A 25,033-nucleotide genomic window follows, 5' to 3' on the forward strand; every position below is an offset into this window, starting at 1 on the left:
GTCGTGGTCGCCTCGCCCGTTGGGGAGCTCTCTAGTCGGATGCCGCGCGCACGGCGTCGACGAGCTGCCGCCAGGGGCCGGCGAGTTCGGAGTCGGGCAGCTCCCGTTCGCGCTTCTCCGACGGGGTGCGCACGCGGATCAGCCACACGAACCGGTCGGCTCCCGTGGCGTCATCCGCATCGGCATCCCATGGGCAGCTCTCGATCATGGCGATCCAGTCGTGGGACTCCGCCGGATCCGGTTCGACGCGCCATTGACGACGGATGCCGGCGATGCCGCCCGTGCGCACCACGGCGATGACGACCTGCGCGTCAGTCGGTGGAGGGGACTCGCTCATCTCCATAGACTCCCACGGTCGTCCACGCACGTCGAGCGGCTGCGCCCGTGGCATCGTCGATCGCGGATGCCGCGGCGACCGTCGCGTCGGCGAACTCGGTGAAGTTCGCGGTGCTCGACAGCCCGCCGGTGAGCGCCCGATACCAAACGGTGCCCGCGGCCTCCCAGGCGTTGCCGCCGAGGTCGATCGCGAACAGGGCGAACGCGCGATTCGGGATGCCGGAGTTGATGTGCACCCCGCCGTTGTCCTCGGTCGTGCGCACGAATCCGCTCATGTGGGCCGGCTGCGGATCTTTGCCGAGCTCGTCGTCGTCATAGGCGGTGCCCGGCTCGATCATCGATCGCAGCGCCTTGCCCTGCACCGCATCCGTGAAGATCTCGGCACCGATGAGCCACGTCGCATCGGCCGCGCTCTGGCCGAGGAGGTACTGCTCGGTGAGCGCGCCGAAGACGTCGGCGATCGACTCGTTCAGCGCGCCGGGCTGGCCCTGGTACTCGAGGTTCGCGGTGTACTGCACGACGCCGTGCGCGAGCTCGTGCCCGATGACGGTGGTCGATGAGGTGAAGCCCACGAACACCTCGCCGTCGCCGTCTCCGAAGACCATGCGCTCGCCGTCCCAGAAGGCGTTGTCGTAGTCGACGCCGTAGTGCACCGTGGCGTCGAGCGGAGCCCCGGCGTCGTTCAGGGAGTTACGGCCGAAGGCCGAGAGCAGCATCTCGAACGTGGCCCCGAGCCCGTCGAACGCCTCGTTGACGGAGGCGTCGGCGACCGGCTCATCGTCTTCGCTGCGGACGATCGCACCGGGGAGCGTCTGCGTGTTGCCCGCGTCGCTGATCGTGCGGTTGGGCGCGTCGGACAGCTCGGCGACCAGATCGCCGTTCTCGTCGATCGACAGGTCGATGCGCGCACGGAACGGCGGTCTGCCCGCCGTCAGCGTCTGCCTCGCGGCGGCGGCCGCGCGGGGGTAGCGGCCCGACTCGGCCAGGCGCGCGAGCAGGTAGGACGGGACGACTCCGGGGGTTTCGGTGTGGCTGCTCATGTTCAGACCCTACGCCGGGGGTCTGACGTTCCGGCAAGTCAACGGCGTATGTCGTCGCGCTCGGAGCATGTGCGCCACACGAGGCGAATTGCGCCACAGAAGTCTGAATCCCCGGCATCCGGACTGCGCACACGCGATCGGACTTCGCGCGTGCACGCGGACCGCGCGAGGGGGCCGTATTCCGCGGGGCGGGACACCCTCGGGGCTCCCAGGAAAACACCCCGGGATCTCGCGTAAAATCGGCACAATGACCGACGCACCCGACGCCACCTCCGACCTGGGTGCCGGCATCGACCCCGAAGACCTCGCCACCACGCTGCGGGTCCTCTCGGAACTGCACCAGATCGACAACGAGCACCCCGACTTCGTCGCCGTCCGTCACGCGACCGCCGCGATGTTCAAGGCCGTCAAGCGCGTGCGCCGCAAAGAGATCCGCGATGCGATCGCCGAGGCCGACAAGGCCGTCGTCGCCCGCACCGCCACCGGCGCCCCCGATCGCATCGACGACGAGACCCGTGGCCACGACCTGGCGACCAGCGTCGTCGACGCCCCGATCGCCGGCGAGCTGCTCAAGCCCCGTAACTGCTACATCTGCAAGCAGCCGTATACGGTAGTCGACGCGTTCTACCACCAGCTCTGCCCCGACTGCGCGCGCTTCAGCCACGGCAAGCGCAACGCCCGCACCGACCTCACCGGCAAGCGCGCCCTGCTCACCGGAGGACGCGCCAAGATCGGCATGCACATCGCTCTGCGGCTGCTGCGCGACGGCGCCCACACGACCATCACCACACGCTTCCCGCGCGACGCCGTGCGTCGGTTCTCGGCACTGCCCGACTCGGCCGACTGGCTGCACCGCCTGCGCGTCGTCGGGATCGACCTGCGCGACCCTGCTCAGGTCATCGGGCTGGCCGATTCCGTCGCGGCGCAGGGGCCGCTCGACATCCTGATCAACAACGCCGCACAGACCGTGCGCCGTTCGCCCGGTTCGTACTCGCTGCTGGCGGATGCCGAACTGCAGCCCCTTCCCGACGGACCGCTGCCCGAGATGGAGACGTTCGGGCACACCGCCGATCCGCATCCGCAGGCGCTGCAGGCGTCGGTCGATGCGCACCCGCTGCTGTCGGTCGCGGCTCTCGGCGGCACCGTCGCCGAGCAGGGCGGTCAGGCACTGACCGCCGAAGACCTCGCGCGGCTCGCGATGGCCCCCGGGTCGTCGTCGCTCGAGAAGCACGCAGACGGCACCGCGATCGACGCGGGCGGACTCGTGCCCGACGTCAATCGCACGAACAGCTGGGTGCAGTCGATCGATCAGGTCGATCCGCTCGAGATGCTCGAGGTGCAGCTCGCGAACACGACCGCGCCGTTCCTGCTCATCAGTCGCCTCCGCGCCTCGATGGCCGCGTCGTCGGCTCATCGCAAGTACGTGGTGAACGTCTCGGCCATGGAGGGTCAGTTCTCCCGCCGCTACAAGGGCCCCGGTCACCCGCACACCAATATGGCGAAGGCCGCGCTCAACATGCTGACGCGAACGAGTGCGGGCGAGATGCTCGAGACCGACGGCATCCTGATGACCGCCGTCGACACCGGCTGGATCACCGACGAGCGTCCGCACTACACGAAGGTGCGCCTCGCCGAGGAGGGCTTCCACGCCCCTCTCGACCTCGTCGACGGAGCAGCCCGCGTGTACGACCCGATCGTGCGCGGCGAGGCGGGCGATGACATCCACGGCGTCTTCCTGAAGGACTACGAGCCCAGCCCCTGGTGAGTTCGGCGGCCGCCCCGCGGGTTTCGAATCGCGCACTTTGCAGGGTTCGCGGTGGGAAAACGGCAAAGTGCGCGATTCGAAACCCTGCTTCGGTGCTTCGGCCCTGCCGGCCTACGGGCGTCGAGCCTGCACGGCTACGACGACCACGCCGGCGATCACCAGCAGGATGCCGGGGATGGCGAGGAGCACGGCGCCGACGACCGTGAAGAACGTCATCACCGGTCCGACCGTGAACCGGCCATCGGCCACCGGGCCGTCGCACGTGATCGTTCCGGGGGAGGCGACGCCCAGCGAGAAGCTGCCCTGGGCGTCCCATCGCTCGGGGAGAAGGATCGCCTGCTGGAGCATGTCGGGCCTCAGCTGCAGCACGCCACCGGCGGGGAACGTGCCGGTGCACTCGATCTCGCTCCACTGATCCGACGGGGTCACATAGACCGCGTGATCGCCCTCGCTGAGGTCCACGGAGAGCTCGTCGCCGAAGGCGACGGGCGGCGCGAGACGGAAACCCGGGCTGAACGCGAGTGCGGCGGCGCCGACCAGGACGAGCGCGCCGAGCAGCAGCAGAATCCACCAGGCGCGGCGGGGGCGTCGTGCCTGAGGCGTCGTCATCGGGCTCGGATCTCGAGGTTCTCGGATGCCCAGGTGCCGAGCTGGTCGAGGATCGGCAGCAGCCCGCGGCCGCTGTCGGTGAGGGCGTAGGAGACTGCGACGGGAGGCCCGGGGTCGACCGCGCGCGAGACGAGGCCGGCATCGGCGAGTTCGGCGAGGCGGTCGGAGAGCACGGTGTCGCTGATGCCGGCGACCGCGCGGCGCAGTGACACGAAGGTCGAGGGGCCGCCGCCGAGGGACGACACGATCATGCCGTTCCAGCGTTTGCCGAGCACGCTGAAGGCCAGTGTGACGGCGGCGTCGCACACGTGACTCTCTTCGTCGATCTCGGCCATGCGCCCATCATACCTGTGCTACGTTAACGCGAGTCGCTAAGAAAAACAGAGCGACTACGCAAACGAAAAGCAGCCTCATGCCCCTGTTCCGCCTCGATGCCAGCATCCTTCCCGCGTCGTCCGCCAGCCGTTCGCTCGCCGACCTCGTCGAAGCCGAGTGGACCGCATCCCACCCGGACTCCACGGTCACGCGCCGCGACCTGGCCACCGACCCCGTGCCTGCGACGGCCTGGGCGGATGCTGTCACCGGCGGTTTCGTCGACGAGGCGCAGCGCACCGACGCCCAGCGCGCCGCGCGCGCCCTCGGCACCACGTTCGCCGACGAGCTGATCGGCGCCGATGCGCTGCTCTTCGCCGTGCCGCTCTACAACTACGGCGTCTCGCAGCACTTCAAGACCTGGTTCGACCTGGCCTACACCGACCCCCGCATCGACCCGCAGGGCACCGCGCTGCGCGGCAAGCCGGCGACCCTCGTCACGGTGCTCGGCGGCAACTACGCCCCCGGTACCCCCAAGGAGGGCTGGGACCACTCCACCGGGTGGCTGCGCCGCGTGCTCGAAGATGTCTGGGGCCTCGACCTGCGCATCGTCGAGCGTCCGTTCACCCTCGTGGGAGTGAACCCGGCACTGGATGCCTTCGCCGACACCGCCCGCGAGCTCAAGGAGAACGCCGAGACGGATGCTCGCACGTACGGCCGCGAGCTCGCCGCGCTCCGGGGCGACCAGGTCGCCTGACCTGCGCTCAGGCCAGGGGGCGGGGGAACGGATGCGGCAGCCACACCGTCACGTTCAGCCCGCCGCCTCTGCGGGCTGTGAGCACGAGCGATCCGTCGTGGGTCTGGGCGATGCGCTGCACGATGGCGAGCCCGAGGCCGACGCCCGCGTGATCGTCGCCGCGCGTGCGGTCGGCGCCTCGCTGGAACGGTTCGGCGAGGGTGGCGACCCGATCCGCGGGCAGCACCTCACCGGTGTTCTCGACCACCAGCGCGACGGCCTCGGGGAGCACATGGGTGCGGACGGTCACGGTGCCGTCGGCGGGCAGATTGTGCACGATCGCGTTGTGCACGAGGTTGGTGATGAGCTGCTGCAGCAGTGCGGGGGATCCGAGGACGTTCGCGGTGTCGCCGCCGACATCGATCGTCACGCCCCGGCGCTCGGCGAGGGGGAGGAGCGTCTCGGCGGATTCCTCGGCCAGCAGTGAGAGGTCGATCGGCTCGCGGGTGAAGGTGCGTCGCTCGGCTCGGCTGAGCAGCAGCAGCGCCTCGGTCAGCTCGATGGCCCGCGCATTGACCTCGTGCAGTCGGTCGATCAGAGCGTCGACGTCGCGGTCTGGGTCGTTGCGGGCGACTTCGAGCATGGTCTGCGAGATCGCGAGCGGGGTGCGCAGCTCGTGCGAGGCGTTGGCGGCGAACCGCTGCTGTTCGGCGATGTGCGCCTCGAGCTGCTCGAGCATCGAGTCGAACACGTCGGCGAGGTCGCGGAACTCATCCCGAGGCCCTTCGAGCGCGACACGATGCGACAGCGACCCTTGGGCTGCGAGCTGGGCCGCGCGCCCGATGCGGTCGAGGGGCGCCAGCATGCGCCCTGCGATGAGCCACCCGCCGCCCAGCCCCAGAGCGAGCAGCACCAGCATCATCACGATCGCGACCGGGACGAAAGCGCGGATGAGGTCCGAGCGGTTCGGCACGAAGCGGTCGGCGATGATCGCGACATCGGGCACGTAACGCAGCAGGTAGAGGGCGACCGCGGCGAGCAGCCCGATGCCCGACACGACCACGACGCCCGCGTAGCTCAGCGTGAGCTTCCAGCGGGCGCTTATGCCGCGGCGCCGGGGCGTGCGGATCTGGTCAGCCATCGGCATCCGTCCCGATGCGGTAGCCGACTCCCGGCACGGTGAGGATCAGCCAGGGCTCCCCGAGCCGTTTGCGCAGCGACGAGACGGTGATGCGCACGGCGTTGGTGAACGGATCGGCGTTCTCGTCCCACGCGCGCTCGAGCAGCTGCTCGGCACTCACCACACCGCCGCCCGCATCGACGAGCACTTCAAGCACCGCGAACTGCTTTCGGGTGAGGGCGACGTATCTGCCGTCGCGGTAGACCTCGCGACGGAACGGATCGAGCCGCAGCCCGTCGATCTCGAGCACGGGCGGACGCACGCGCTGACGGCGGCGGTCGAGGGCTCGCAGGCGCAGCACCAGTTCGCGCAGCTCGAAGGGCTTCGTCAGATAGTCGTCGGCACCGATCTCGAAGCCTGTCTCCTTGTCGTCGAGGCGGTCGGCCGCAGTGAGCATGAGGATCGGGATGCCGCTGCCCGAAGCCACGATCGAGCGGGCGACGTCGTCACCCGAAGGGCCGGGGATGTCGCGGTCGAGGACGGCCAGATCATAGGAGTTGACGCTCAGGAGCTCGAGCGCCGTGTCGCCGTCTCCCGCGATGTCGGCGGCGATCGCCTCGAGCCTCAGTCCGTCGCGCACGGCCTCGGCGAGATACGGCTCGTCCTCGACGATCAGCACACGCACGGCACAGCTCTCATGTGCTCAGAGCTTACGCACCCGGGCATATCGGGAGCGTATGCAAAAGCGCATACGCCCTGGCAACAGGCGCCTGAATTGACTGAGGACATGAACACACGCACTGCCCTCAGTCGGCGACGCCGCACCGCGATCATCGGTGTCGCGCTGCTCGCTGCCGCCATTATCGGATCGATCGTGCTGATCGGCCAGCAGTCGCTGGCGTCGGCATCCGTCGCTCCGCAGCTCTCGGCCGCCTCCCTCACCGAGTCCGACGGCGTCATCCGCGAAGAAGGCGCGGTGTCGGTGTTCGACGAGGTGCCGGCCGTCACGAACCTCGACCCCGACCTGCTCTCTGCTGTGCGCTCCGCCGCGACCGCCGCCGAGCTCGACGGTGTGCGGGTGCACGTGAACGGCGGCTGGCGATCGGCCGCGTATCAGCAGGTGCTGCGGCAGGACGCCGTGGTCGAGTACGGCTCCGAGGAGGAGGCAGCCCGCTGGGTCGCGACTCCCGAGAACTCCGAGCACGTGTCGGGCGACGCGGTCGATCTGGGTCCGGTCGCCGCGCAGGACTGGCTCTCGCGCTACGGCGCCGAGTTCGGGCTCTGCCAGATCTACGCGAACGAGCGCTGGCACTTCGAGCTGCGCCCGGCAGCCGTCGCCAACGGCTGCCCGCTCATGTACGACGACCCGACGGCCGATCCGAGGACCCAGCGATGAGCACGACACTGACGACCCCGCGTCTCACCCTCTCGCGCATGCACGCGCCCACTCTTCACACGATCCCCGCAGCGGTGGCAGCGAACGTCGAGCGGATGCGATCCGCCACCGACGCCCGCATCATGGCGGTCGTGAAAGCCGACGGCTACGGCCTCGGAGCCGTCACGGTCGCTCGCGCGGCGATCGCGGCGGGCGCCGAATGGCTGGGCGTGACGGATGCGGAGGATGCCACCGCGCTGCGCCGTGCGGGCATCGAGGTGCCGATCCTGGCGTGGCTCAACCCGTCAGGGGTGGACGTCGCACGGGCGATCGCCGATCGCGTCGACATCGCGGTCGGGTCGGTGGAGGAGCTGCGACAGCTCATCGCCGACGCCGCGCCGCTGGCCGCGGGACGCGTGCGCGTGCACCTGCACATGGACACCGGGATGTCGCGAGGTGGAGTGCCCCTGGAGGACTGGTCCGAGCTGCTGCAGCTGGCGCGTGCGGGCCGGGGGCGCGTGGAGGTCGTCGGAGTCATGGGACACCTGCCGTGCGCCGACGACGCCGACCCCGCTCGCAACGCCCCCGCAGTGCTGCGGATGCGCCAGGCCCGGGATGCCGTGCTGCGCGCCGGGTTCGGTCCGCTGCTCGTGCACCTCGCCGCGACATCCGGCGCTCTGACCGACCCTGCGACGCACTTCGACCTGGTTCGCGTCGGTGCTGGCCTCGTGGGCATCGATCCGTCCGAGACGGTGGCGCTGCAGGGCGCCGCACGGCTGACGGCATCGGTCGTGCACAGCAGTGTCGTGCCCGCGGGCACTCCGGTGGGTTACGGCGGTGCGTTCGTGACCGAGCGGACCAGTCATCTGAGCGTGATCGGGGTCGGGTACGCCGACGGCATCCCCCGTGAGCTTGCGACGGGCGCCGCGGTCGCGATCGACGGTATCCGCTGTCCGATCGTCGGGCGGGTGTCGATGGATCAGATCGTCGTCGACACGGGGGATGCGATCGTGCCGCGGGGTGCCACCGCGGTCGTGTTCGGCCCGGAGGGCGAAGCGGTGCCGAGCGTGCAGGAGTGGGCGCGGTGGGCCGGGAGCATCCCGCACACGATCGTCACCGGTATCGGCGCTCGGGTCGAGAGGGTGATCGCGTGAGGGTGCTGGTCGTCGGAGGAGGGCAGAACGCCGAGCACGACGTGTCGCTCGCCTCTGCCGCGGCGGTCGCCGAGGCCCTGGGTGTCGGGGGATACGAGGTCAGCACGGTGACGATCTCGCGCGACGGGATCTGGGAGGTGGCGGGCGTCTCGGAGGGTGCCACCGCCGCCTCTTCCCTGGCTCTCACGCTGTCGCTCATCGCCCGTGCAGACGTCGTATTCCCCGCGGTGCATGGAGCGCTGGGAGAGGACGGCGCTCTCGCGGCGCTGTGCGCGCTCGCGGGCGTGCGAGTGGTCGGATCCGGGCCTCGGGCCGGGGCCATCGGCATGGACAAGTGGGCGACGAAACTCGTCGCCGAGGCTGCGGGACTCCGCACGGCCCGAGGGCGCATGATCGATGCGGCGGACTGCGGGGATGCCGAGTTCGACGGCCCGGTGGTCGTCAAGCCGGTGTCGGCGGGATCGAGCTACGGTGTCTCGCTCGTGCGCGAGGAGGGTGAGCTCGGGGCTGCGCTGCGCGCGGCCGCACGGTTCGATCGCCGCATCCTCGTCGAGGAGGTCGTGCAGGGGCGCGAGATCGACGTCGCGGTGATCCGGGAGGCCGGCGGGGTGCGCTGGGCGGCTCCGCCATTGGAGATCCACGCGGCCGGACTCTTCGACACCGCCATGAAGTACGACGGCAGCGCACGGTTCACGGTGCCGGCGCAGCTCTCGGATGCCGACGCGACCGCCCTCAGCCGGGCCGCACTGACGATGTTCGACGCGCTCGGCTGCGCCGGCGTCGCCCGTATGGACTTCTTCCTCACCGCGGAGGGGCCGGTGCTGAACGAGGTCAACACCATGCCTGGGCTGACCGCGGCATCTCAGGTGCCGCGGATGTTCGCGGCGGCCGACGTGTCGTACGTCGACCTGGTGTCGCGCCTGGTGTGCGCCGCCGAGGTGCCGGGGCGGTGACCGCGCGCGTCGGGTGGCCTGATGTCGCGAAGGGCGTCTGCATCATCCTGGTGGTGCTGTGGCACGTGGTCACCAAGCACGCGATCCAGCTCGAGGGAGCGGGGGTGGTCACCGAAGGATGGGCGACGCTCAACGCGCAGCTGCTCCCGCTGCGGATGCCGCTGTTCTTCCTGATCTCGGGGATGTTCGCCGCAAGTGCCGTGAACGCTCCGGCCGGAGAGTCGTGGCGTCGCCGCGCGGGACGACTGGCCGGCGTCTACGTCATCTGGGTCATCATCCAGACCTTCGTGCTCGCGTTGACGCCCGACTTCGACACGGCCAGGGCGGAGAACGTATGGCAGCTGCTCGCGCAGCTCACCATCAGCCCCACGAACCTCTGGTATCTGCTCGCACTCGCGGTGTACCTGCTGATCGCGCGTCTGGTCCGTCACGTGCCGACTGGGGTGGCGCTGCCGGTCGCTTTCGTGATCGCGGCGATCGCCGCCGCGGGACTCCTTCCGGATCTCGGGAACCTGTGGCAACTCGTGCAGAACCTGTTCTTCTTCCTCGCGGGGCTCAGGCTGCGGCCGATCATCGAGCGCTTCGCCGCGGCATCCGGAGCTCTCCGCACTCTCATGCTCGGAGGCGCATATGTCGCGGCGGTCGGCGCCGTCGGGGTGCTGGGCATGCGGCAGTGGCCGGGGATCTGGCCGCTGTCGGCGATCGTCGCGGTCGCCTTCGGTGTGGCGGCGTGCGCGCTGCTCGACCGTCATGCGGAGATGATCGCCCGCCCTCTGCGCTGGATCGGTCAGAGGACCCTGCCGATCTACGTGATCCACATGATCCCGCTCGCTCTGATCGACGGCGCGCTCCGGGGCCTGGGCTGGGTCGCGACCCCGGCGGTCGAGGTCGTCTGGCCGATCGTGCTCACGGCGGTCGTGATCACGATCTGTCTCGCGACGCACGCGGGGCTCATGCGGATCGGACTCGGGTCGCTGTTCGATCCGCTGCTCATCGTCGACCGCGTGGCTGCGGCCCGGATGGCAGGGTGACGCCCGGACGGCAGGGTGACGCCCGGATGGCCGACTCACCAGGCGTCAGCGATCAGCCAGCCTGGCGAAGATCAGCCGTCCGTCCGCCCTAGAGCCGGTCGACGCCCGTCACCGTGACGACCGCGGCGCCCTCTTCGTCGGAGGCGGCGAGGTCGACCGTGGCCGAGATGCCCCAGTCGTGGTCCCCGGCCGGGTCGTCGAGGATCTGGCGGACGGTCCACTCGGTGGCGCCCTCGGTGAGGAGCAGCAGCTGCGAGCTGCGGGCGTTCGCGCCGGTGAGGATCTCATCGTGATCGGCGAAGTACCCGTCGAGCGCGTCCGACCACGCGTCGGCTCCGAACGACGGATCGAGCTCGGCGAGGGCAGCGACATCCTCGCGCGCCGCGAGCTGCACCCGGCGGAACAGCTCGTTGCGCACCAGAGTGCGGAAGGCACGGGTGTTCGACGTCAGGCGCTTCGGCGCCGGCGGTACGATCGGCTCCTCGTCGGGATCCTGCAGGACCCCGTTGACCAGCTCCTCCCACTCGTCGAGCAGGCTGGAGTCGACCTGGCGCACGAGTTCGCCGAGCCACTCGATCAGGTCGCGCAGATCCTCGTCCTTGAGCTCCTCGGGAATCGTCTGCGAGGCCGCCCGATACGCGTCCGAGAGGTAGCGCAACACCACGCCCTCGGAGCGCGCGATCTTGTAGAAGGCGACATATTCTCCGAACGACATGGCCCGCTCGTACATGTCGCGCACCACGGACTTCGGGTGCAGCTCGAAGTCGCGGATCCACGGCTGGGCGGCACTGAACGTCTCGAACGCGGCCGTGAGCAGCTCGTCGAGCGGCTTCGGATACGTGATCTCCTCGAGCAGCTCCATGCGCTCGTCGTACTCGATACCCTCGCGCTTCATGACGGCGACGGCCTCTCCGCGCGCCTGGAACTCCTGCTGGCCGAGGATGGCGCGGGGGTCGTCGAGCGTCGACTCGACGATCGAGATCATGTCGAGCGCATACGACCCCGTGCCCGTGCCCGCCGAGGGATCGGGGTCGAGCAGGTCGAACGCCGCGAGTGCGAACGGCGACAGCGGCTGGTTCAGGGCGAAGTTCGGCTGCAGATCGACCGTGAGGCGGATCTCGCCGTCTGCGGTCTGTTCGACGACGCCCGACTCGAGCAGTGTCCGATAGATGCCGATGGCGCGCAGTGCGAGCTCACGCTGCCTCTTGCGGGGCTCGTGGTTGTCGTAGACCAGCGCGCGCATGTTGCCGAAGACGTCGCCGCCCCGACCGATCACGTTGAGCATCATGGCGCTCGTGATCTGCATGTGCGAGGTCAGGGTCTCGGGTTCGGCGTCGATCAGCTTGCGGAACGACGGCTCACCCCATGACACGAACCCGTCCGGCGCTTTCTTGCGGACGATCTTGCGCTTCTTCTTCGGATCGTCGCCGGCTTTCTTGACTGCGGCGACGTTCTCGCTCTCGTGTTCCGGAGCCTGCGCGACGACCGTGCCGGCGGTGTCGAAGCCTGCTCGTCCTGCGCGTCCCGCGATCTGGTGGAACTCGCGGGCGCTGAGCTGCCGCATCCGGGTGCCGTCGAACTTCGTCAACGCCGTGAGCAGCACTGTGCGGATCGGCACGTTGATGCCGACGCCGAGAGTGTCGGTGCCGCAGATCACGCGCAGCAGGCCGCGCTGCGCGAGCTGCTCGACGAGACGTCGGTACTTCGGCAGCATCCCGGCATGGTGAACGCCGATGCCCGCCCGGAGGAACCGGGAGAGAGTCTTGCCGAAGGCGGTGGTGAAGCGGAATCCGCCGATCAGGGCGGCGATCTCGTCCCGCTGCTCACGGGTGGCGACCTTGGTGCTCGACAGCGCCTGCGCCCGCTCCATCGCGGCAGCCTGCGAGAAATGCACGATGTAGATCGGCGACTGGCCGGTGCCGAGCAGGTCTTCGATCGTCTCGTGGATCGGCGTCGTCTCGTAGAAATAGTGCAGCGGCACCGGGCGTTCGACGCCGGTGACGGATGCCGTGTCGCGGCCGGTCCTGCGGGTCAGGTCGGTCGACAGCTGCGACACGTCGCCGAGGGTCGCCGACATGAGGATGAATTGGGCCTGCGGGAGTTCGAGCAGCGGAACCTGCCACGCCCACCCGCGGTCGGGGTCGGCGTAGAAGTGGAACTCGTCCATCACGACCTGGTGCACCGCGGCATCCGTGCCCTGGCGCAGTGCGAGGTTCGCGAGGATCTCGGCCGTGCAGCAGATGATCGGAGCGTCGGGGTTGACCGACGAGTCGCCCGTGATCATGCCGACGTTCGCGGCGCCGAAGACGTCGACGAGCGCGAAGAATTTCTCGCTCACCAGGGCCTTGATCGGAGCCGTGTAGAACGAGCGGCGACCCTCGACGAGCGCGGCGAAGTGCGCGCCGACCGCGACCAGCGACTTTCCGGTGCCGGTGGGCGTCGACAGGATCAGGTTGTTGCCCGAGACGATCTCGATGACCGCCTCGTCCTGCGCGGGATAGAGGCTGATGCCGGTCGACTCGGCCCACTCGACGAACGCCGTGTAGACGACATCCGCATCGGATCCGTCGGTCAGTGTGGTCGGGTCGAGGATCGCAGGCATGGTCTGTCGATCATCCCACCTTCGGCCCGGCGCCTCCTGCGAACGAGCGCGAGGCTCAGACCGAGGTCGCGGCGCGCAGCGCGATCCGGATCATGTCGCCGAAGGTCTGCTCGCGCTCCTGGGCCGTGGTCTGCTCGCCCGTGACGATGTGGTCGGACACGGTGCAGATGGCGAGGGCCCGACGCCCGTAGTACGCGGCGAGGGTGTAGAGGCCCGCCGCCTCCATCTCGACGCCGAGTGCGCCGTGCTGCACGAACGGCTCGGTGAGCTCGGGCCGGGTGCTGTAGAACTGGTCGCTCGAGAAGAGCAGCCCCACGTGCACGGTGGAGTCCAGCGGTTCCTCCTCGCTCGCCTCGACCGCGGCACGCAGCAGGCCGAAGTCGGCGACGGGGGCGTAGTCGAGGCCGTGGAAGCGCACGCGGTTCATGCCCGAGTCGGTGCAGGCGCCGTTCGCGATGATGATGTCGCGCACCTGGAGCTTCTCGGTCAACGCGCCGCACGAGCCCACCCGCACGATGGTCTGCACGTCGTACTCCTCGAACAGCTCGTTCGCGTAGATGGCCATCGACGGCTGGCCCATGCCCGAGCCCTGCACCGAGATGCGGTGGCCCTCCCAGGTGCCGGTGTAGCCCAGCATCCCGCGGGTCTCGGAGTAGAGCTCCGCATCGTCGAGAAAGGTCTCGGCGATCCACTTCGCCCGCAGCGGGTCACCGGGGAACAGGACGATGGGGGCGATCTGACCGGGCGCTGCGGCGATGTGCGTGCTCATGCCCTCAGCGTACGAGGGCAACCGATGAGGATGCTCAGCCCTCGCGCCGCCGCACGATCTCGCCGATCCAGATCGGGGCGAACGGCGAGGTGCAGCCCGGCGCGGTCGGGTAGTCGGCGAGCACCTGCAGGCGGTCCCCGATCTCCAGCGCCCTGGCGCGCAGCTCGGGGTGGAAGATGCCGATGTTCGCGAGTGTCTCGTTCATCGACCACTGCAGGCGCTTCGGGGCATCCCGCAGATCGCGTTCGATCAGGTCGAGCAGGTGTTCCAGATCGAGGCCGTCGGCGTCCTTCGCGACGCGCACGGTCGTGAGCGACCACGCTGCGGCGGCGACCGTCGGGTCGGAGTCGTCGAACCAGCGCAGACGCAGCTCTTCGGCGAGTGGCGTCTTCTTGGCGACGTAGTTGACGAACCAGTCGTTGACCTTCGGCGGGCGGGTCTCGCGCAGCATCGCGTCGAGCTCGTCGGCGGTGAACTGCTTCGGCGTGCAGATGAGCAGCGCGAGCAGTCGGGGGCCCGTCTCGCCCGTCGCCCACAGCTCCTTCGCGAGACGCTGATCGGTCTTGATGCGTCTGGCGACGCCGCGAAGCCGGCTGAGGTTCATGCCGTGGTCATCGCCGCGCTTCTCGTTCGCGGCGCGCATCTTCGGATCCTCGATCGCGGCCAGCTCGGCCAGCGCTTCGGGCACGGTCATGTCGGACATGCCTCCAGGGTAGGCCTCGCGCCGCGCTCAGTCCTCTTCGACGAGCTCCCCGCGGATGCGCCGAAGGTCTTCCATGAGCGAGCCGATGAGGATCCAGTGAGTCGACGACGGCGGCCGGATCACGAGGGGCGCCGTGAGCGCGGGGATCGCCGAGGTCAGGGTCTCGGGCTCGGGTGACACATCGGCGATCTGCACCGCGAGGCGCACGTCGTGGCCGGCTCGGCGCAGCTGCTCGGCGATCGCCGTGACCGCGGGCTCCTGACCGATCGAGTCGTCGTAGTGGTCGAAGTAGGCGCGGGTCATGCCGATCGTCTGCGTGACGATGGGCGTGAGGCGTTCGAGCAGCGCGCGCATCTCGACGAGCTCCTCACGATGCGTCGAGCGGCGCGGATTGAGGGTGAGTGACTCCTCGCCGGCTTCGATCGACGCCTCCGCGGCATCCCTCATCGGACGCAGCAGCCGCGCCTCGAGCATGATCTCCTGCAGCTTCGCCGGCGTCTGCGGTTCGGGCAGGGCGTCGGCGAGACGGTCGAGGCTCGCGGCGAGCTCGCTCCCGAGCAGTCCGAGATCGCGCCGTGCGGGTGCCACGAGCACCGGCGGCACGATCAGCGCGTTGACGATGATGCCGATCGCGACGCCGATCAGGGTCTCGACGATGCGGGCGAGGGCGTAGTCCGGGGTCGAGCCGAGGGCGAGTACGAGCATCGCCGAGATCGCGACCTGGTTGCCGGTGCCGGGGGTGGCCCGGAACGCCCACGCGACGAGCATGGCCACGACGATCGCGAGCAGCACGATCCAGCTCGGCGATCCGAGCAGCAGGCCCAGCGAGACGGCGATGATCACGCCGGCGATGACGCCGATGCTGCGCTCCAGCGCCTTCGACAGCGACTGGTTGACGCTCGGCTGCACGACGAGCAGTGCGGCGATCGCGGCGAACACGGGCAACTGCCCCGGCACGACCCACCCCGCGAGCAGCCATGCGGCGATCGTCGCCGCGGCGGATTTCACCACCTGCAGCAGGGGTGAGCGCTTCGAGGCGCGGATCGCGGCGTGGATGCGCATGCGCACAACGCTACTCGGGAAGTGCCCCCTCTCAGGCGGTCTGTCAACCCCGTCGCCAACACCCGGGAGCCGGCGCTGAATGGGACCACACGAACGACGAACAGTGAGGAGCATCACATGGTGCAGATCATCGAGACCATCGACGTCCACGTCCCCATCGACGTCGCGTACAACCAGTGGACGCAGTTCGAGAGCTTCCCCGAGTTCCTCGACGAGGTCGAGTCCATCGTCCAGATCGACGACACCCACAACCGCTGGACCGTGAAGGTCGGCGGCGCGACGCGCGAGTTCGACGCGGAGATCACCGAGCAGCACCCCGACGAGCGCGTGGCGTGGAAGAGCGTCGGCGGCGACACGGAGCATGCCGGTGTCGTGACGTTCCACAAGATCGAGGACCTGACGACCCGCGTGACCGTGCAGATCGACTGGGAGCCCGAAGGCTTCCTCGAGAAGGTCGGCTCCCTCGTGGGCGCAGGCTCGCACGCGGTCAAGAAGGACCTGAAGAACTTCAAGGAGTTCATGGAGAAGCGCGGCGCCGAGACCGGCTCGTGGCGCGGTGACGTGAAGGCCTGACAGACCCCAGGTGAGAGGCCCGAACGGCGGTAGTCCCCGCTGTCGTTCGGGCCTCGTTCTGTGCGCCGGGACGAACGGGATCGTGAAGATAGGGCATCCTCCTGATGTCGGCAGGGCACCTCAGAGCGGAGTGTAGGGACATCCCAACCGAGGAGATGTCATGTACGAGCACCCCTACCTCGCCTACCAGGTGAACGAGTACGAGCAGGAGCGGATCCAGCAGGCGGCCGAGCGCCGTCGATTCCTCGCGGAGCACTCCGACCAGATCGTGCCCCGTGCCGCGGGACCGATCCGCCGAGCAGGACAGCGGATGCTGCGAGCGATCGCCGGTGCACGCACCGCCACGACGGATGCCGCCGCACCCGCCGACCGGAGGGCCGCCGCCGGGTGCGAACCGGTCGCGGCCCGGTGAGCTCTGGTCTGCCGACGGCAGACGCATGGAGCGCCCTGAATGTCGGACGGGGGTGGGACGATGAATCCATGCCCCCGTCCGCTCCCAGCGCCACGATGGTCGGCCGTGAAGCCGAGCTCGCGATCGTGCGCGGGTTCTTCGACCAGGTCGTCGAGGGAGTCCCCGTCGCGGTCCTGGTCGAGGGCGAGGCGGGCATCGGCAAGTCGCGTCTGCTGCGCGAGTTCGGAGCCGAGGTGGCGAACCGCGCCGACGTCCACGTCGGCTGGTGCCTCGACCTCGGGTCATCGCGCACGCCGTTCGGGCCGCTGACCGGCATCCTCCGCTCGATCGTCGCACTCATGGGCGCCGATCGCGTGCGCGACCAGCTCGGCGTCGGCGTCGAAGCGCTGGGCATGCTGCTGCCCGAGCTCAATCCGACCGAGCGCTCGCAGACCAGCCCCGACCGGTTGCGTGACGCGATCGCGTCGCTCATCGAGGCTGCTGCAGAACTCGCCCCTCAGGTGCTGGTCGTCGAAGACCTGCACTGGGCCGACGAGTCGACGCTCGCGCTCCTCTCCTTCCTGCTGCGCACACTGGCTCGAGGGCGCATCCTGCTCGTCCTCACCTGCCGCACCGACGACGTCCGCCGCGGCGACGCCGTGAGCCGGTTCATCGGCGAGTCCACTCGCGCGCGCCTCCTCGAGCGGGTCACGATCGAGCGCCTCGAGTCGGCATCCGTGCGACAGCTCGCCGAGTCGATCACCGGAACGCCGCTCAGCGACACCGCGCTCGAGCGCATCCAGGAGCGCGCAGAGGGCGTGCCGTTCTTCGTCGAGGAGATCGCCGGATGCTCCGCAGGTCCCCTCCCCGGCAGCCTGCGCGACCTGCTGCTGGCCCGGTTCGACCGACTCGGCGATGATGCGAGGCGCGTCGTGCAGGTCGTGTCGGGCGCCGAGCGTCCGCTCACGCACCCGCTGGTCACGCGGCTCGCCGGTCTGCCTGAGGCGCGCCTCGACGAGGGGATCCGCGAGGCGACACTCAGCGGCATCCTCGTCGTGGTCGACGACGACTACCGATTCCGGCATGCGCTGCTGCGCGAGGCTGTGCACGACGACCTGCTCCCCGGCGAACGCGCGCGCCTGCACAGGGCCTATGCCGAGACGCTCGAAGAGAACGCCACCGGCACCGACGGCGGGGATCCCGCAGCGCTCGCCTATCACTGGCAGCTCGCGCAAGACGACCGTCGTGCGCTCGCCGCATCCGTCGCCGCCATGCTCGACGCCAAGTCGCGATTCGCCTTCGCCAGCGCCGCCCGATTCGGTGAGCTCGCCCTCGATCTGTGGATCCAGGTGCCAGACGCCGAGAGCGTCGTCGACATCGAGCGCTTCGAGGTGCTGCGCACCCTCGGCTCGGTGCTGCGCAACGCCGGAGACGGCGAGAGGGCGCTGGCCGTCGTCAACGTCGCGCTCGACGAGGTCGACCCCGAGACCGTCGATCCGCGCACGCATGCGAGGCTGCTGCGCGACAAGGCCTACTACCTGATGAATCTCGGGCGTGAAGGCTCGATCGCGCTGCTGCAGGAGTCGCTCGAGGTGCTCGACGGCAGGGTCGACGACGATCGGCTCCGCGCATCGATCCTCAACCAGCTGGCGAGCAGGTACATGATCGCGGGGCGTCTCGATGAGGCGATCACGCTGGCGATCGAGGCCGGTGAACGTGCGGCGCGGGCGGGGTCCGACGATGAGGCGTCGATCGCCGCGAACGTCCGCGGAGGCGCCCGCGCGCACCTCGGCGATCTCGAGGCCGGGCATCGCGAGTACGCACTGGCCCTGCGGCTCGCGAAAGGCACGAACGCCGAGATGCGGTACCGAGTGAACTACTCCGACCTTCTGGGTCTGCTCGGGCGCTACCGTGACGCAGTGCAGGTCGCCGAAGACGGCCTCGCCCCGGCGCGGGCGTTCGGTGTCGAGCGCACGACCGGTGCCCTGATGACGCAGAACATGGCGGTGCCCCTTCTCGAGATGGGTGAGATCGATCGTGTCGAGGGGATGCTGGCGCGCGAACTCTCGCAGCGGACACTGCGCATCTCGCACATGTACTCCACGATGACGCGCGTCCGCGTGCTGTCGTGGCGAGGTCGGCATGAGCAGGCGGCCGAGATACTGCGCGAGTGGCATCCGTCGTTCGAAGAGACCGGACGCGTCGAACGGCAGATCTGGTACGACGAGGTCATGATGCGCGTCGCGGTCGCCGAGGGGCGGGGCGATCACGAGCGAGCGCTCGCCGAGGTCAGGGCGATGCTGGCGGATGCCGGACCCGTCTTCCTCCACCAGCGTCGTCTTCTTCTCGAAGCCGCATGGATGATCGCCGAGCTCCGGGCAACGGGCATCGACGTCGCAGAGGCCGTCGCCGATGTGCGGGGAGCGTGGCTCGCGCAGCCCGCTCCGCTGCAGGGCGACCGGTGGGGGATGATCCTCGAGGCGTTGCTCTCGCCGTCGATCCCTGCCATGCGCGCTGCTGTCGACCTCGCGGACGACGATGACGTTCCCGTGACCTTCCGTGTGACGACGCGGCTCGAGCTCGCTCGCCTGCTCGTCGACGCGGGTGAGCGCACCGAAGCCGCCGCCGTGCTCGCTCAGGCACACGCTGAAGCCGAGCGGCTCGGGCACGTTCCGCTCAGGCAGGCCGTCGGGGCCTTCTCCGCGGCGGCGGGCCTCACCGCAGCATCCGGTTCTTCCCGTGCCGCCGCGGAATCCGACCCGCTCACCGCTCGCGAGAGGCAGGTTCTTGAGTTGATCGTCGAGGGACTCAGCAACCGGCAGATCGGCGAGAGGCTGTTCATCAGCGCGAAGACCGTGAGCGTCCACGTGTCGGCTGTGTTGCGAAAGCTCGGTGTCAGCACGCGCACGGAAGCGGCCGTCCTGCAGCAGAAGTCGGAGTTCGGAGCCAGCGGTCAGCCTGCCGTGGTACGTTGAGGACGCGCGTATGTCGGACGTTCCGTCACGGCGCGGGCCGCGCAAGCGGCCGTTTGAAAACAGAAAGTAGAAAACACATGGCCACTGGCACTGTGAAATGGTTCAACGCGGAAAAGGGCTTCGGCTTCATCGCTCCCGATGACGGCACGGACGACCTTTTCGCCCACTACTCGGCAATCGCCGGCTCCGGTTTCAAGGAGCTCCGCGAGAACCAGAAGGTCGAATTCGACGCTGAGCGTGGCCCCAAGGGCATGCAGGCGGCGAACATCCGCGCTCTCTGAGCGCGCGCTGACTTCCTGAAGCCGGCCGGATCCTCACGGATCCGGCCGGCTTTCTGCATGCCCTGGGGTCTTCGCGCGGATGCCTGTGCATGCGGGGCCAGTTCTGCATCCGATTCGCCGCTTTGCGATGCGCAACTGGCCCCGCCAGGCCTTGCGATGCACAAGTGACCCGCGCCGACGCTCGGGCTTCCGAGGGGCACGCCGAGATGAGGCTTGCCTAACCTTCTGGTAGATTAGGCCAGGCTTACCAAAGCCTGGCGCCCCTCTGCGCCGCACCCCCCTCATCCCAACCCGAAGGGAACGCCTGTGCGCACCTCTCGTCTCATCGCCGCCGGTGTCGCCGCGGCCCTCGCCGTCGGCCTCACTGCCTGCGCGACGCCGTCGACCGGCTCCGATTCCGACTCCGCCGGTGGCAACCCCGCCGATGACAGTGCCTTCCCCGTCACGATCGAGCATGTGTACGGCGAAACCACCATCGAGACGAAGCCCGAGCGCGTCGCGACGATCGCGTGGGCGAACCACGAGGTGCCCCTGGCCCTCGGCATCGTCCCGGTCGGCATGAGCAAGGCATCGTGGGGCGACGACGACGACAACGGCATCCTGCCCTGGGTCGAGGAGAAGCTCGACGAGCTCGGCGGCGAAGAGCCCGTGCTGTTCGACGAGTCCGACGGCATCGACTACGAGGCAGTCGCCGACACCCAGCCCGACGTCATCCTCGCGTCCTACTCGGGACTCACGCAGGAGGAGTACGACCAGCTCTCGAAGATCGCTCCGGTCGTCGCCTACCCCGAGGTCGCGTGGGGCACTCCTGTCGACGACATGATCGAGATGAACTCGAAGGCCCTCGGTCTCGAAGAAGAGGGCGACGCCCTCATCGAAGAGCTGCACGCCGACGCCGAGGCCGCGCTCGAGGCGAACAGCGCTCTCAAGGACAAGAAGGTCCTCTTCGCCTACATCGACCCGAGCGACCTGAGCCAGGTCGGCTACTACACCGCGATCGACACGCGCCCCGGCTACCTGCACGACGACCTGGGCCTTCCGCTCCCGTCGATCGTCGAGGAGAACGCCGACAGCGAGGAGTTCTACCTCTCGGTGAGCTCGGAGCAGGCTGACGCGTTCGACGACGTCGACGTCTTCGTGACGTACGGCGACGACTCGCTGATCGCCACCATGCAGGCCGACCCGCTGCTGTCGAAGATCCCCGCGATCGCCGAGGGCAACATCGTGATCCTGCCCGACTCCACCCCGATCGCGGCCTCGGCGAACCCGTCGCCGCTGTCGATCCAGTGGGGCCTGTCCGACTACCTCGGCCTGCTGGCAGCACCGCTCGCCGCGAAGTGACCTTCGGCGTCACCTTCGCGCACTGAATTCCCGTGACCGCTGTCACCCTTCCCATGCCGGGCACCGCAGATCTGCGGCGCCCGGCATGGGCGCGCACGCTCTGGCTGCTGGTCGGTCTCGGAGTGCTGCTCGTGCTCTGCATCCTGTCGATCTGCTTAGGCGTGCGCTCCGTGAGCATCGACGACATCTTCGCCGCCCTCGCGGGGCAGGATGACACACTCGCGCAGGCCGCGATCATCAAGCGCTTCCCGCGCACGGTGCTCGCGATCCTCGTCGGCGCGGCCCTCGCGCTCTCGGGCGCCACGATGCAGGCGGTCACCCGCAACCCGATCGCCGACCCCGGCATTTTGGGCGTCTCGAACGGCGCATCGCTCGCCGTCGTGTTCGGCCTCGCCTTCCTCGGTCTCACCGATGCCTACAGCCAGATGGCCCTCGCGATCATCGGGGCCGCCCTCGCCGCGGCCTTCGTGTACACCGTCGGCTCGCTCGGACGCGGTGGCGCGACTCCCCTCAAGCTCGCTCTCGCGGGGGCCGCGACCTCTGCCGCCTTCGCCTCGCTCATCAGCGCCGTCATGCTGCCGCGCGTCGACCTGCTGCAGGCGTTCCAGTCGTGGCAGATCGGCGGAGTGGGCGGTGCCGAATGGCCGCGCATCGCGATCACCGCACCGGTGCTCGCGCTCGGCGCGCTGATCTGCTTCGCCAGCGCCCGCGGCATGAACTCCCTCGCCCTCGGCGACGACATGGCCAAAGGCCTCGGCGAGCACGTGTTCCGTACGCGGCTCATGTCGGCCGTCGGCGCCGTGATCCTCGCCGGCGCCGCCACCGCCATCGCCGGGCCCATCGGCTTCGTCGGTCTCGTCATCCCGCACGTCTGCCGGATGCTGATCGGCACCGACCACCGCTGGCTGCTGCCGTTCTCGGCCATGGCCGGCGCCGCACTTCTGCTCGCGAGCGACATCGTCGGCCGCGTGATCGCCCCGACCTCCGAGGAGATCCAGGTCGGCATCATCACGGCCATCATCGGCGCCCCGTTCTTCATCTGGATCGTCCGTCGTCAGAAGGTGCGTGAACTGTGAGCACCATCGACAGGGCCGCCGCCCACACTCCGCCGGCGTCCGACCGCACGCGCGATCAGGTCGCCGCGATCATCGCCGGACGCCGTTCGCGCCACCGCCGCCACGCCGTGGCCACGATCGTGCTCGGTGCGATGCTGCTGGTGCTGTTCGCCGTGGCGCTGATGATCGGCAACACGTTCTATCCGCTCGACGAGGTGATCCGCGTGATCCTCGGCGAGACGGTGCCCGGGGCCACGTTCACGGTCGGCGAACTGCGCCTGCCCCGTGCGGTGCTCGCCATCCTCGCGGGCTTCGCGTTCGGCATCGCCGGCGTCTCATTCCAGACGCTGCTGCGCAACCCGCTCGCCTCGCCCGACATCATCGGCATCTCGAACGGTGCAGGCGCCGCCGCGGTGTTCGGCATCATCGTGCTGTCGGTCAACGGCCCGGTCGTCTCGCTGATGGCACTCGGCGGCGCGATCGTCACCGCAGGGGTCATCTACCTGCTGTCGATGAAGAACGGCTTCGCCGGCACCCGACTGATCCTGATCGGCATCGGCGTCGCGGCGATGCTGCAGAGCCTCATCTCGTACATGCTGTCGCGGGCCGCGAACTGGGACATCCAGACCGCGATGCAGTGGCTCACCGGCAGCCTGAACAACGCCTCGTGGGAACGCGTGATGCCGCTTGCGATCGCTGCGGTCATCATCGTGCCGCTCCTGCTCCTGCAGGGCAGGGCGCTGGGTGCGATGCAGCTCGGCGACGACTCGGCATCCGGTCTCGGAGTGCGGGTCAACACGACGCGCCTGCTGTTCATCCTCGGCGCCGTGGCGCTGCTCGCCTTCGCCACCGCCGCCACCGGTCCCATCGCGTTCGTCGCCTTCATGGCAGGCCCCATCGCCGCCCGCATCACCGGGCCGGGTGCGAACCTGCTCGTGCCGAGCGCGTTCATCGGTGCCGTGCTGGTTCTGGGCGGCGACCTCATCGGGCAGTTCGCGTTCGGCGAGCGCTACCCGGTCGGCGTCATCACCGGTGTGCTCGGTGCTCCGTATCTGATCTATCTGCTCATCCGCACCAACCGCTCGGGAGGCTCCCTGTGACCGAGGCGCACACTCTGGCGGCCGAGTCCGTCACCCTCGCCTACGGCGATCGCACGATCATCGACGGGCTCGACCTCCGGATCGCTCCCGGCAAGATCACGACGATCGTCGGGGCGAACGGATGCGGCAAGTCGACGCTGCTGCGCTCTCTCGCGCGTCTGCTGTCGCCCACCGCGGGGGAGGTCGTGCTCGACGGCAAGTCGGTGCACTCGCGCCCGACCAAGGAGGTCGCGCGCATCCTCGGTCTGCTGCCGCAGTCGCCTGTGGCTCCGGAGGGCATCGCCGTCGCCGACCTCGTCGGTCGCGGTCGCCATCCGCACCAGAAGATGCTGGCTCGTTGGAGCTCCCACGACTACGAGGTCGTGGCGGATGCTCTCGCCGCGACCGGCACCACGGATCTCGCCGACCGCAGCGTCGACGAGCTGTCGGGCGGTCAGCGTCAGCGCGTGTGGATCGCGATGGCGCTCGCGCAGGAGACCGACATCCTGCTGCTCGATGAGCCGACCACGTTCCTCGACGTCGCGCACCAGGTCGAGGTGCTCGATCTGCTCACCGACCTGAGCGTCTCGCGCGGCACCACGATCGTCATGGTGCTGCACGACCTCAACCTCGCCGCACGCTATTCCGACGAGCTCGTCGCGATGAAGGAGGGCAAGGTGCACGCCACCGGCACTCCGCAGGATGTCGTGACTGCCCAGCTCGTCGAAGAGGTCTTCGACCTCGCCAATCAGATCACCACGGATCCGGTCTCCGGAAAGCCGATGGTCACCCCGATCGGGAGGCATCATGTCCGCTGAGACCACCACCGAACGCCCCACCTACGTGCTCGCCCGTGCCGAGGTGCGCGGCGTCGCCCGCGTCTCGCCGAACTTCGTGCGCGTGACGTTCGGCGGCGACGACCTGTTCGAGTTCGGAACGCCGGGTGACGTCTTCGACTCGCGCATCAAGATCGTGTTCCCGCCGGCATCCGGCATCCTCCCCGATCTCGATCGTGAGACCGGCGACTGGTGGGGATCCTTCCTCGCTGTTCCCGAGGCCCAGCGCGGATCCATGCGCACCTACTCGGTGCGCGACCTGCGCGTGACCGATGAGGGTACCGAGCTCGATGTGGACTTCGTGCTGCATCTCGCGCCTGGTCTCACCGGACCCGCGTCGCTCTGGGCCAGCGCGGCCGAGGTCGGGCAGGAGCTGTTCATCGTCGGCCCTCGTCGCGGTGTGCCCGCAGCGGCTCACGGCGGCGCCGAATATGAGCCCGGCACGGCGACCTCGATCGTCCTCGCGGGTGACGAGACCGCAGCTCCGGCCATCGCCCGCATCCTCGAGGACGCCCCGAGCGACCTGCGGGGCTGCGCGTTCATCGAGGTTCCGTCGCCCGCCGACATCCTGCGCATCGACGCCCCTGTCGGCGTAGAGGTGCACTGGCTTCCTCGCGATGTCGGCGAGCCCCACGGCGTGCGCCTGATGCCCGCCGTGCTCGGATACCTCGGCGATGCGGATGCGGCCGACGAGATCGACGTGAAAGACATCGAGTCCGAAGACCTGCTCTGGGAGACCCCCGACTACTCGGGTCTCGGCGAGGACATCGCGGTGGCGGATGCTCCGGCCGAGCGCTACTTCTGGATCGCCGGCGAGAGCGGCGTCGTCACGACGCTGCGACGCCACCTGGTCAAGGATCTCGGCATCGACCGCTCGCAGGTCGCCTTCATGGGTTACTGGCGCCGCGGCGTCGCCATGCGCGGCTGAGTCGGCG

The 25,033-nt window shown here is 69.2% G+C and carries 25 protein-coding genes; 15 read left to right on the forward strand and 10 right to left on the reverse strand.

Translation table 11 applies throughout. The annotated features are described in order from the left end of the window. Nucleotides 1-31: 31 nt before the first annotated feature. Nucleotides 32-337 carry a protealysin inhibitor emfourin gene (locus OD997_RS14180; protein WP_434332149.1) on the reverse strand — a complete coding sequence of 102 codons (306 nt, stop codon included), beginning with the start codon at nucleotides 335-337 and terminating at the stop codon, nucleotides 32-34. After that, nucleotides 312-1,376 carry a M4 family metallopeptidase gene (locus OD997_RS14185; protein WP_434332150.1) on the reverse strand — a complete coding sequence of 355 codons (1,065 nt, stop codon included), beginning with the start codon at nucleotides 1,374-1,376 and terminating at the stop codon, nucleotides 312-314. Before OD997_RS14185 ends, OD997_RS14180 begins: the two co-directional genes overlap by 26 nt. A gap of 247 nt (nucleotides 1,377-1,623) precedes the next feature. On the opposite strand from OD997_RS14185, the gene OD997_RS14190 reads away from it, so the two are divergent. After that, nucleotides 1,624-3,141, forward strand: coding sequence for an SDR family NAD(P)-dependent oxidoreductase (locus OD997_RS14190; protein ID WP_434332151.1), 1,518 nt, complete (start codon nucleotides 1,624-1,626; stop codon nucleotides 3,139-3,141). Nucleotides 3,142-3,252: 111 nt separating this feature from the next. Here the strand turns inward: OD997_RS14190 and OD997_RS14195 are convergent, their stop codons facing one another. Together OD997_RS14195 and OD997_RS14200 are read right to left on the reverse strand one after the other, a co-directional pair. Continuing rightward, the gene (locus OD997_RS14195; RefSeq protein WP_434332152.1) at nucleotides 3,253-3,750 is read right to left on the reverse strand and encodes a hypothetical protein; all 498 of its coding nucleotides are present in this window, start codon (nucleotides 3,748-3,750) and stop codon (nucleotides 3,253-3,255) included. Then, entirely contained in the window at nucleotides 3,747-4,085 is a 339-nt protein-coding gene (locus tag OD997_RS14200) for a winged helix-turn-helix transcriptional regulator (protein ID WP_120494934.1), read from the reverse strand. Before OD997_RS14200 ends, OD997_RS14195 begins: the two co-directional genes overlap by 4 nt. Before the next feature lie 77 nt (nucleotides 4,086-4,162). On the opposite strand from OD997_RS14200, the gene OD997_RS14205 reads away from it, so the two are divergent. Next, nucleotides 4,163-4,819 (forward strand): FMN-dependent NADH-azoreductase, encoded by a 657-nt coding sequence (locus OD997_RS14205; RefSeq protein ID WP_434332153.1) that lies wholly within the window; start codon nucleotides 4,163-4,165, stop codon nucleotides 4,817-4,819. Between the two features lie 7 nt (nucleotides 4,820-4,826). Here OD997_RS14205 and OD997_RS14210 read toward each other — a convergent pair whose 3' ends face one another. Then, on the reverse strand, nucleotides 4,827-5,945 hold the full coding sequence (locus OD997_RS14210; protein WP_434332154.1) for a sensor histidine kinase: 1,119 nt from the start codon (nucleotides 5,943-5,945) through the stop codon (nucleotides 4,827-4,829). After that, nucleotides 5,932-6,603, reverse strand: a complete 672-nt coding sequence (locus tag OD997_RS14215) for a response regulator transcription factor (RefSeq protein ID WP_434332155.1) — start codon at nucleotides 6,601-6,603, stop codon at nucleotides 5,932-5,934. The genes OD997_RS14210 and OD997_RS14215 overlap by 14 nt, the downstream gene beginning before the upstream one ends. A gap of 102 nt (nucleotides 6,604-6,705) precedes the next feature. Between OD997_RS14215 and OD997_RS14220 the strand changes: the two genes are divergently transcribed. Genes OD997_RS14220 through OD997_RS14235 form a run of 4 tightly spaced genes read left to right on the forward strand, consistent with a single transcriptional unit; the run spans nucleotide 6,706 to nucleotide 10,431 of the window. Further along, nucleotides 6,706-7,314, forward strand: coding sequence for a M15 family metallopeptidase (locus OD997_RS14220; RefSeq protein ID WP_434332156.1), 609 nt, complete (start codon nucleotides 6,706-6,708; stop codon nucleotides 7,312-7,314). Continuing rightward, nucleotides 7,311-8,447, forward strand: a complete 1,137-nt coding sequence (gene alr / locus OD997_RS14225; RefSeq protein ID WP_434332157.1) for an alanine racemase — start codon at nucleotides 7,311-7,313, stop codon at nucleotides 8,445-8,447. The genes OD997_RS14220 and alr overlap by 4 nt, the downstream gene beginning before the upstream one ends. Continuing rightward, entirely contained in the window at nucleotides 8,444-9,400 is a 957-nt protein-coding gene (locus OD997_RS14230) for a D-alanine--D-alanine ligase family protein (protein WP_434332158.1), read from the forward strand. The genes alr and OD997_RS14230 overlap by 4 nt, the downstream gene beginning before the upstream one ends. Beyond that, entirely contained in the window at nucleotides 9,397-10,431 is a 1,035-nt protein-coding gene (locus OD997_RS14235) for an acyltransferase family protein (RefSeq protein ID WP_434332159.1), read from the forward strand. The genes OD997_RS14230 and OD997_RS14235 overlap by 4 nt, the downstream gene beginning before the upstream one ends. An 88-nt stretch (nucleotides 10,432-10,519) precedes the next feature. On the opposite strand, the gene OD997_RS14240 is transcribed toward OD997_RS14235, so the two are convergent. The 4 genes from OD997_RS14240 to OD997_RS14255 are packed head-to-tail and all read right to left on the reverse strand — an operon-like array spanning nucleotide 10,520 to nucleotide 15,567. Continuing rightward, a complete protein-coding gene (locus OD997_RS14240; RefSeq protein ID WP_434332160.1) occupies nucleotides 10,520-13,033 on the reverse strand; it encodes a DEAD/DEAH box helicase in 2,514 nt (837 codons plus the stop codon). 55 nt (nucleotides 13,034-13,088) lie between these two features. Then, nucleotides 13,089-13,802, reverse strand: a complete 714-nt coding sequence (gene deoD, locus OD997_RS14245; RefSeq protein WP_434332161.1) for a purine-nucleoside phosphorylase — start codon at nucleotides 13,800-13,802, stop codon at nucleotides 13,089-13,091. A 34-nt stretch (nucleotides 13,803-13,836) separates the two neighbouring features. Beyond that, nucleotides 13,837-14,505 (reverse strand): DNA alkylation repair protein, encoded by a 669-nt coding sequence (locus tag OD997_RS14250; protein ID WP_434332162.1) that lies wholly within the window; start codon nucleotides 14,503-14,505, stop codon nucleotides 13,837-13,839. Nucleotides 14,506-14,532: 27 nt separating this feature from the next. Beyond that, nucleotides 14,533-15,567 carry an FUSC family protein gene (locus tag OD997_RS14255; protein WP_120494944.1) on the reverse strand — a complete coding sequence of 345 codons (1,035 nt, stop codon included), beginning with the start codon at nucleotides 15,565-15,567 and terminating at the stop codon, nucleotides 14,533-14,535. A gap of 117 nt (nucleotides 15,568-15,684) precedes the next feature. On the opposite strand from OD997_RS14255, the gene OD997_RS14260 reads away from it, so the two are divergent. The 9 genes from OD997_RS14260 (at nucleotide 15,685) to OD997_RS14300 (ending at nucleotide 25,026) form a co-directional block, all read left to right on the forward strand. Further along, nucleotides 15,685-16,140, forward strand: coding sequence for an SRPBCC family protein (locus OD997_RS14260; protein WP_056310335.1), 456 nt, complete (start codon nucleotides 15,685-15,687; stop codon nucleotides 16,138-16,140). A 160-nt stretch (nucleotides 16,141-16,300) separates the two neighbouring features. Continuing rightward, a complete protein-coding gene (locus OD997_RS14265; protein ID WP_434332163.1) occupies nucleotides 16,301-16,552 on the forward strand; it encodes a hypothetical protein in 252 nt (83 codons plus the stop codon). A gap of 68 nt (nucleotides 16,553-16,620) precedes the next feature. Beyond that, nucleotides 16,621-19,506 (forward strand): helix-turn-helix transcriptional regulator, encoded by a 2,886-nt coding sequence (locus OD997_RS14270; protein ID WP_434332164.1) that lies wholly within the window; start codon nucleotides 16,621-16,623, stop codon nucleotides 19,504-19,506. 77 nt (nucleotides 19,507-19,583) lie between these two features. Beyond that, a complete protein-coding gene (locus tag OD997_RS14275) occupies nucleotides 19,584-19,787 on the forward strand; it encodes a cold-shock protein (RefSeq protein ID WP_056310329.1) in 204 nt (67 codons plus the stop codon). A gap of 306 nt (nucleotides 19,788-20,093) precedes the next feature. Next, nucleotides 20,094-21,128, forward strand: a complete 1,035-nt coding sequence (locus tag OD997_RS14280; RefSeq protein ID WP_434332165.1) for an iron-siderophore ABC transporter substrate-binding protein — start codon at nucleotides 20,094-20,096, stop codon at nucleotides 21,126-21,128. 53 nt (nucleotides 21,129-21,181) lie between these two features. Further along, complete coding sequence (locus tag OD997_RS14285; protein WP_434332385.1) at nucleotides 21,182-22,204, forward strand: FecCD family ABC transporter permease; 1,023 nt, start codon at nucleotides 21,182-21,184, stop codon at nucleotides 22,202-22,204. After that, a complete protein-coding gene (locus OD997_RS14290) occupies nucleotides 22,201-23,283 on the forward strand; it encodes a FecCD family ABC transporter permease (RefSeq protein WP_434332166.1) in 1,083 nt (360 codons plus the stop codon). Before OD997_RS14285 ends, OD997_RS14290 begins: the two co-directional genes overlap by 4 nt. Continuing rightward, nucleotides 23,280-24,080 carry an ABC transporter ATP-binding protein gene (locus OD997_RS14295; protein ID WP_434332167.1) on the forward strand — a complete coding sequence of 267 codons (801 nt, stop codon included), beginning with the start codon at nucleotides 23,280-23,282 and terminating at the stop codon, nucleotides 24,078-24,080. Before OD997_RS14290 ends, OD997_RS14295 begins: the two co-directional genes overlap by 4 nt. Beyond that, nucleotides 24,070-25,026, forward strand: a complete 957-nt coding sequence (locus OD997_RS14300) for a siderophore-interacting protein (protein WP_434332168.1) — start codon at nucleotides 24,070-24,072, stop codon at nucleotides 25,024-25,026. The genes OD997_RS14295 and OD997_RS14300 overlap by 11 nt, the downstream gene beginning before the upstream one ends. Nucleotides 25,027-25,033 lie beyond the last annotated feature (7 nt).

It is taken from the genome of Microbacterium sp. CGR1 (genome assembly GCF_051062835.1).
Taxonomy (GTDB): Bacteria; Actinomycetota; Actinomycetes; order Actinomycetales; family Microbacteriaceae; genus Microbacterium.

What these genes read in the sequence shown, in the direction of transcription:
- OD997_RS14180 (WP_434332149.1), bottom strand. Translation starts at nt 337, where the DNA reads ATGAGCGAGTCCCCTCCACCGACTGACGCGCAGGTCGTCATCGCCGTG.
- OD997_RS14185 (WP_434332150.1), bottom strand. Translation starts at nt 1,376, where the DNA reads ATGAGCAGCCACACCGAAACCCCCGGAGTCGTCCCGTCCTACCTGCTC.
- OD997_RS14190 (WP_434332151.1), top strand. Translation starts at nt 1,624, where the DNA reads ATGACCGACGCACCCGACGCCACCTCCGACCTGGGTGCCGGCATCGAC.
- OD997_RS14195 (WP_434332152.1), bottom strand. Translation starts at nt 3,750, where the DNA reads ATGACGACGCCTCAGGCACGACGCCCCCGCCGCGCCTGGTGGATTCTG.
- OD997_RS14200 (WP_120494934.1), bottom strand. Translation starts at nt 4,085, where the DNA reads ATGGCCGAGATCGACGAAGAGAGTCACGTGTGCGACGCCGCCGTCACA.
- OD997_RS14205 (WP_434332153.1), top strand. Translation starts at nt 4,163, where the DNA reads ATGCCCCTGTTCCGCCTCGATGCCAGCATCCTTCCCGCGTCGTCCGCC.
- OD997_RS14210 (WP_434332154.1), bottom strand. Translation starts at nt 5,945, where the DNA reads ATGCCGATGGCTGACCAGATCCGCACGCCCCGGCGCCGCGGCATAAGC.
- OD997_RS14220 (WP_434332156.1), top strand. Translation starts at nt 6,706, where the DNA reads ATGAACACACGCACTGCCCTCAGTCGGCGACGCCGCACCGCGATCATC.
- alr (WP_434332157.1), top strand. Translation starts at nt 7,311, where the DNA reads ATGAGCACGACACTGACGACCCCGCGTCTCACCCTCTCGCGCATGCAC.
- OD997_RS14240 (WP_434332160.1), bottom strand. Translation starts at nt 13,033, where the DNA reads ATGCCTGCGATCCTCGACCCGACCACACTGACCGACGGATCCGATGCG.
- deoD (WP_434332161.1), bottom strand. Translation starts at nt 13,802, where the DNA reads ATGAGCACGCACATCGCCGCAGCGCCCGGTCAGATCGCCCCCATCGTC.
- OD997_RS14250 (WP_434332162.1), bottom strand. Translation starts at nt 14,505, where the DNA reads ATGTCCGACATGACCGTGCCCGAAGCGCTGGCCGAGCTGGCCGCGATC.
- OD997_RS14255 (WP_120494944.1), bottom strand. Translation starts at nt 15,567, where the DNA reads ATGCGCATCCACGCCGCGATCCGCGCCTCGAAGCGCTCACCCCTGCTG.
- OD997_RS14260 (WP_056310335.1), top strand. Translation starts at nt 15,685, where the DNA reads ATGGTGCAGATCATCGAGACCATCGACGTCCACGTCCCCATCGACGTC.
- OD997_RS14265 (WP_434332163.1), top strand. Translation starts at nt 16,301, where the DNA reads ATGTACGAGCACCCCTACCTCGCCTACCAGGTGAACGAGTACGAGCAG.
- OD997_RS14270 (WP_434332164.1), top strand. Translation starts at nt 16,621, where the DNA reads ATGCCCCCGTCCGCTCCCAGCGCCACGATGGTCGGCCGTGAAGCCGAG.
- OD997_RS14275 (WP_056310329.1), top strand. Translation starts at nt 19,584, where the DNA reads ATGGCCACTGGCACTGTGAAATGGTTCAACGCGGAAAAGGGCTTCGGC.
- OD997_RS14285 (WP_434332385.1), top strand. Translation starts at nt 21,182, where the DNA reads ATGCCGGGCACCGCAGATCTGCGGCGCCCGGCATGGGCGCGCACGCTC.
- OD997_RS14300 (WP_434332168.1), top strand. Translation starts at nt 24,070, where the DNA reads ATGTCCGCTGAGACCACCACCGAACGCCCCACCTACGTGCTCGCCCGT.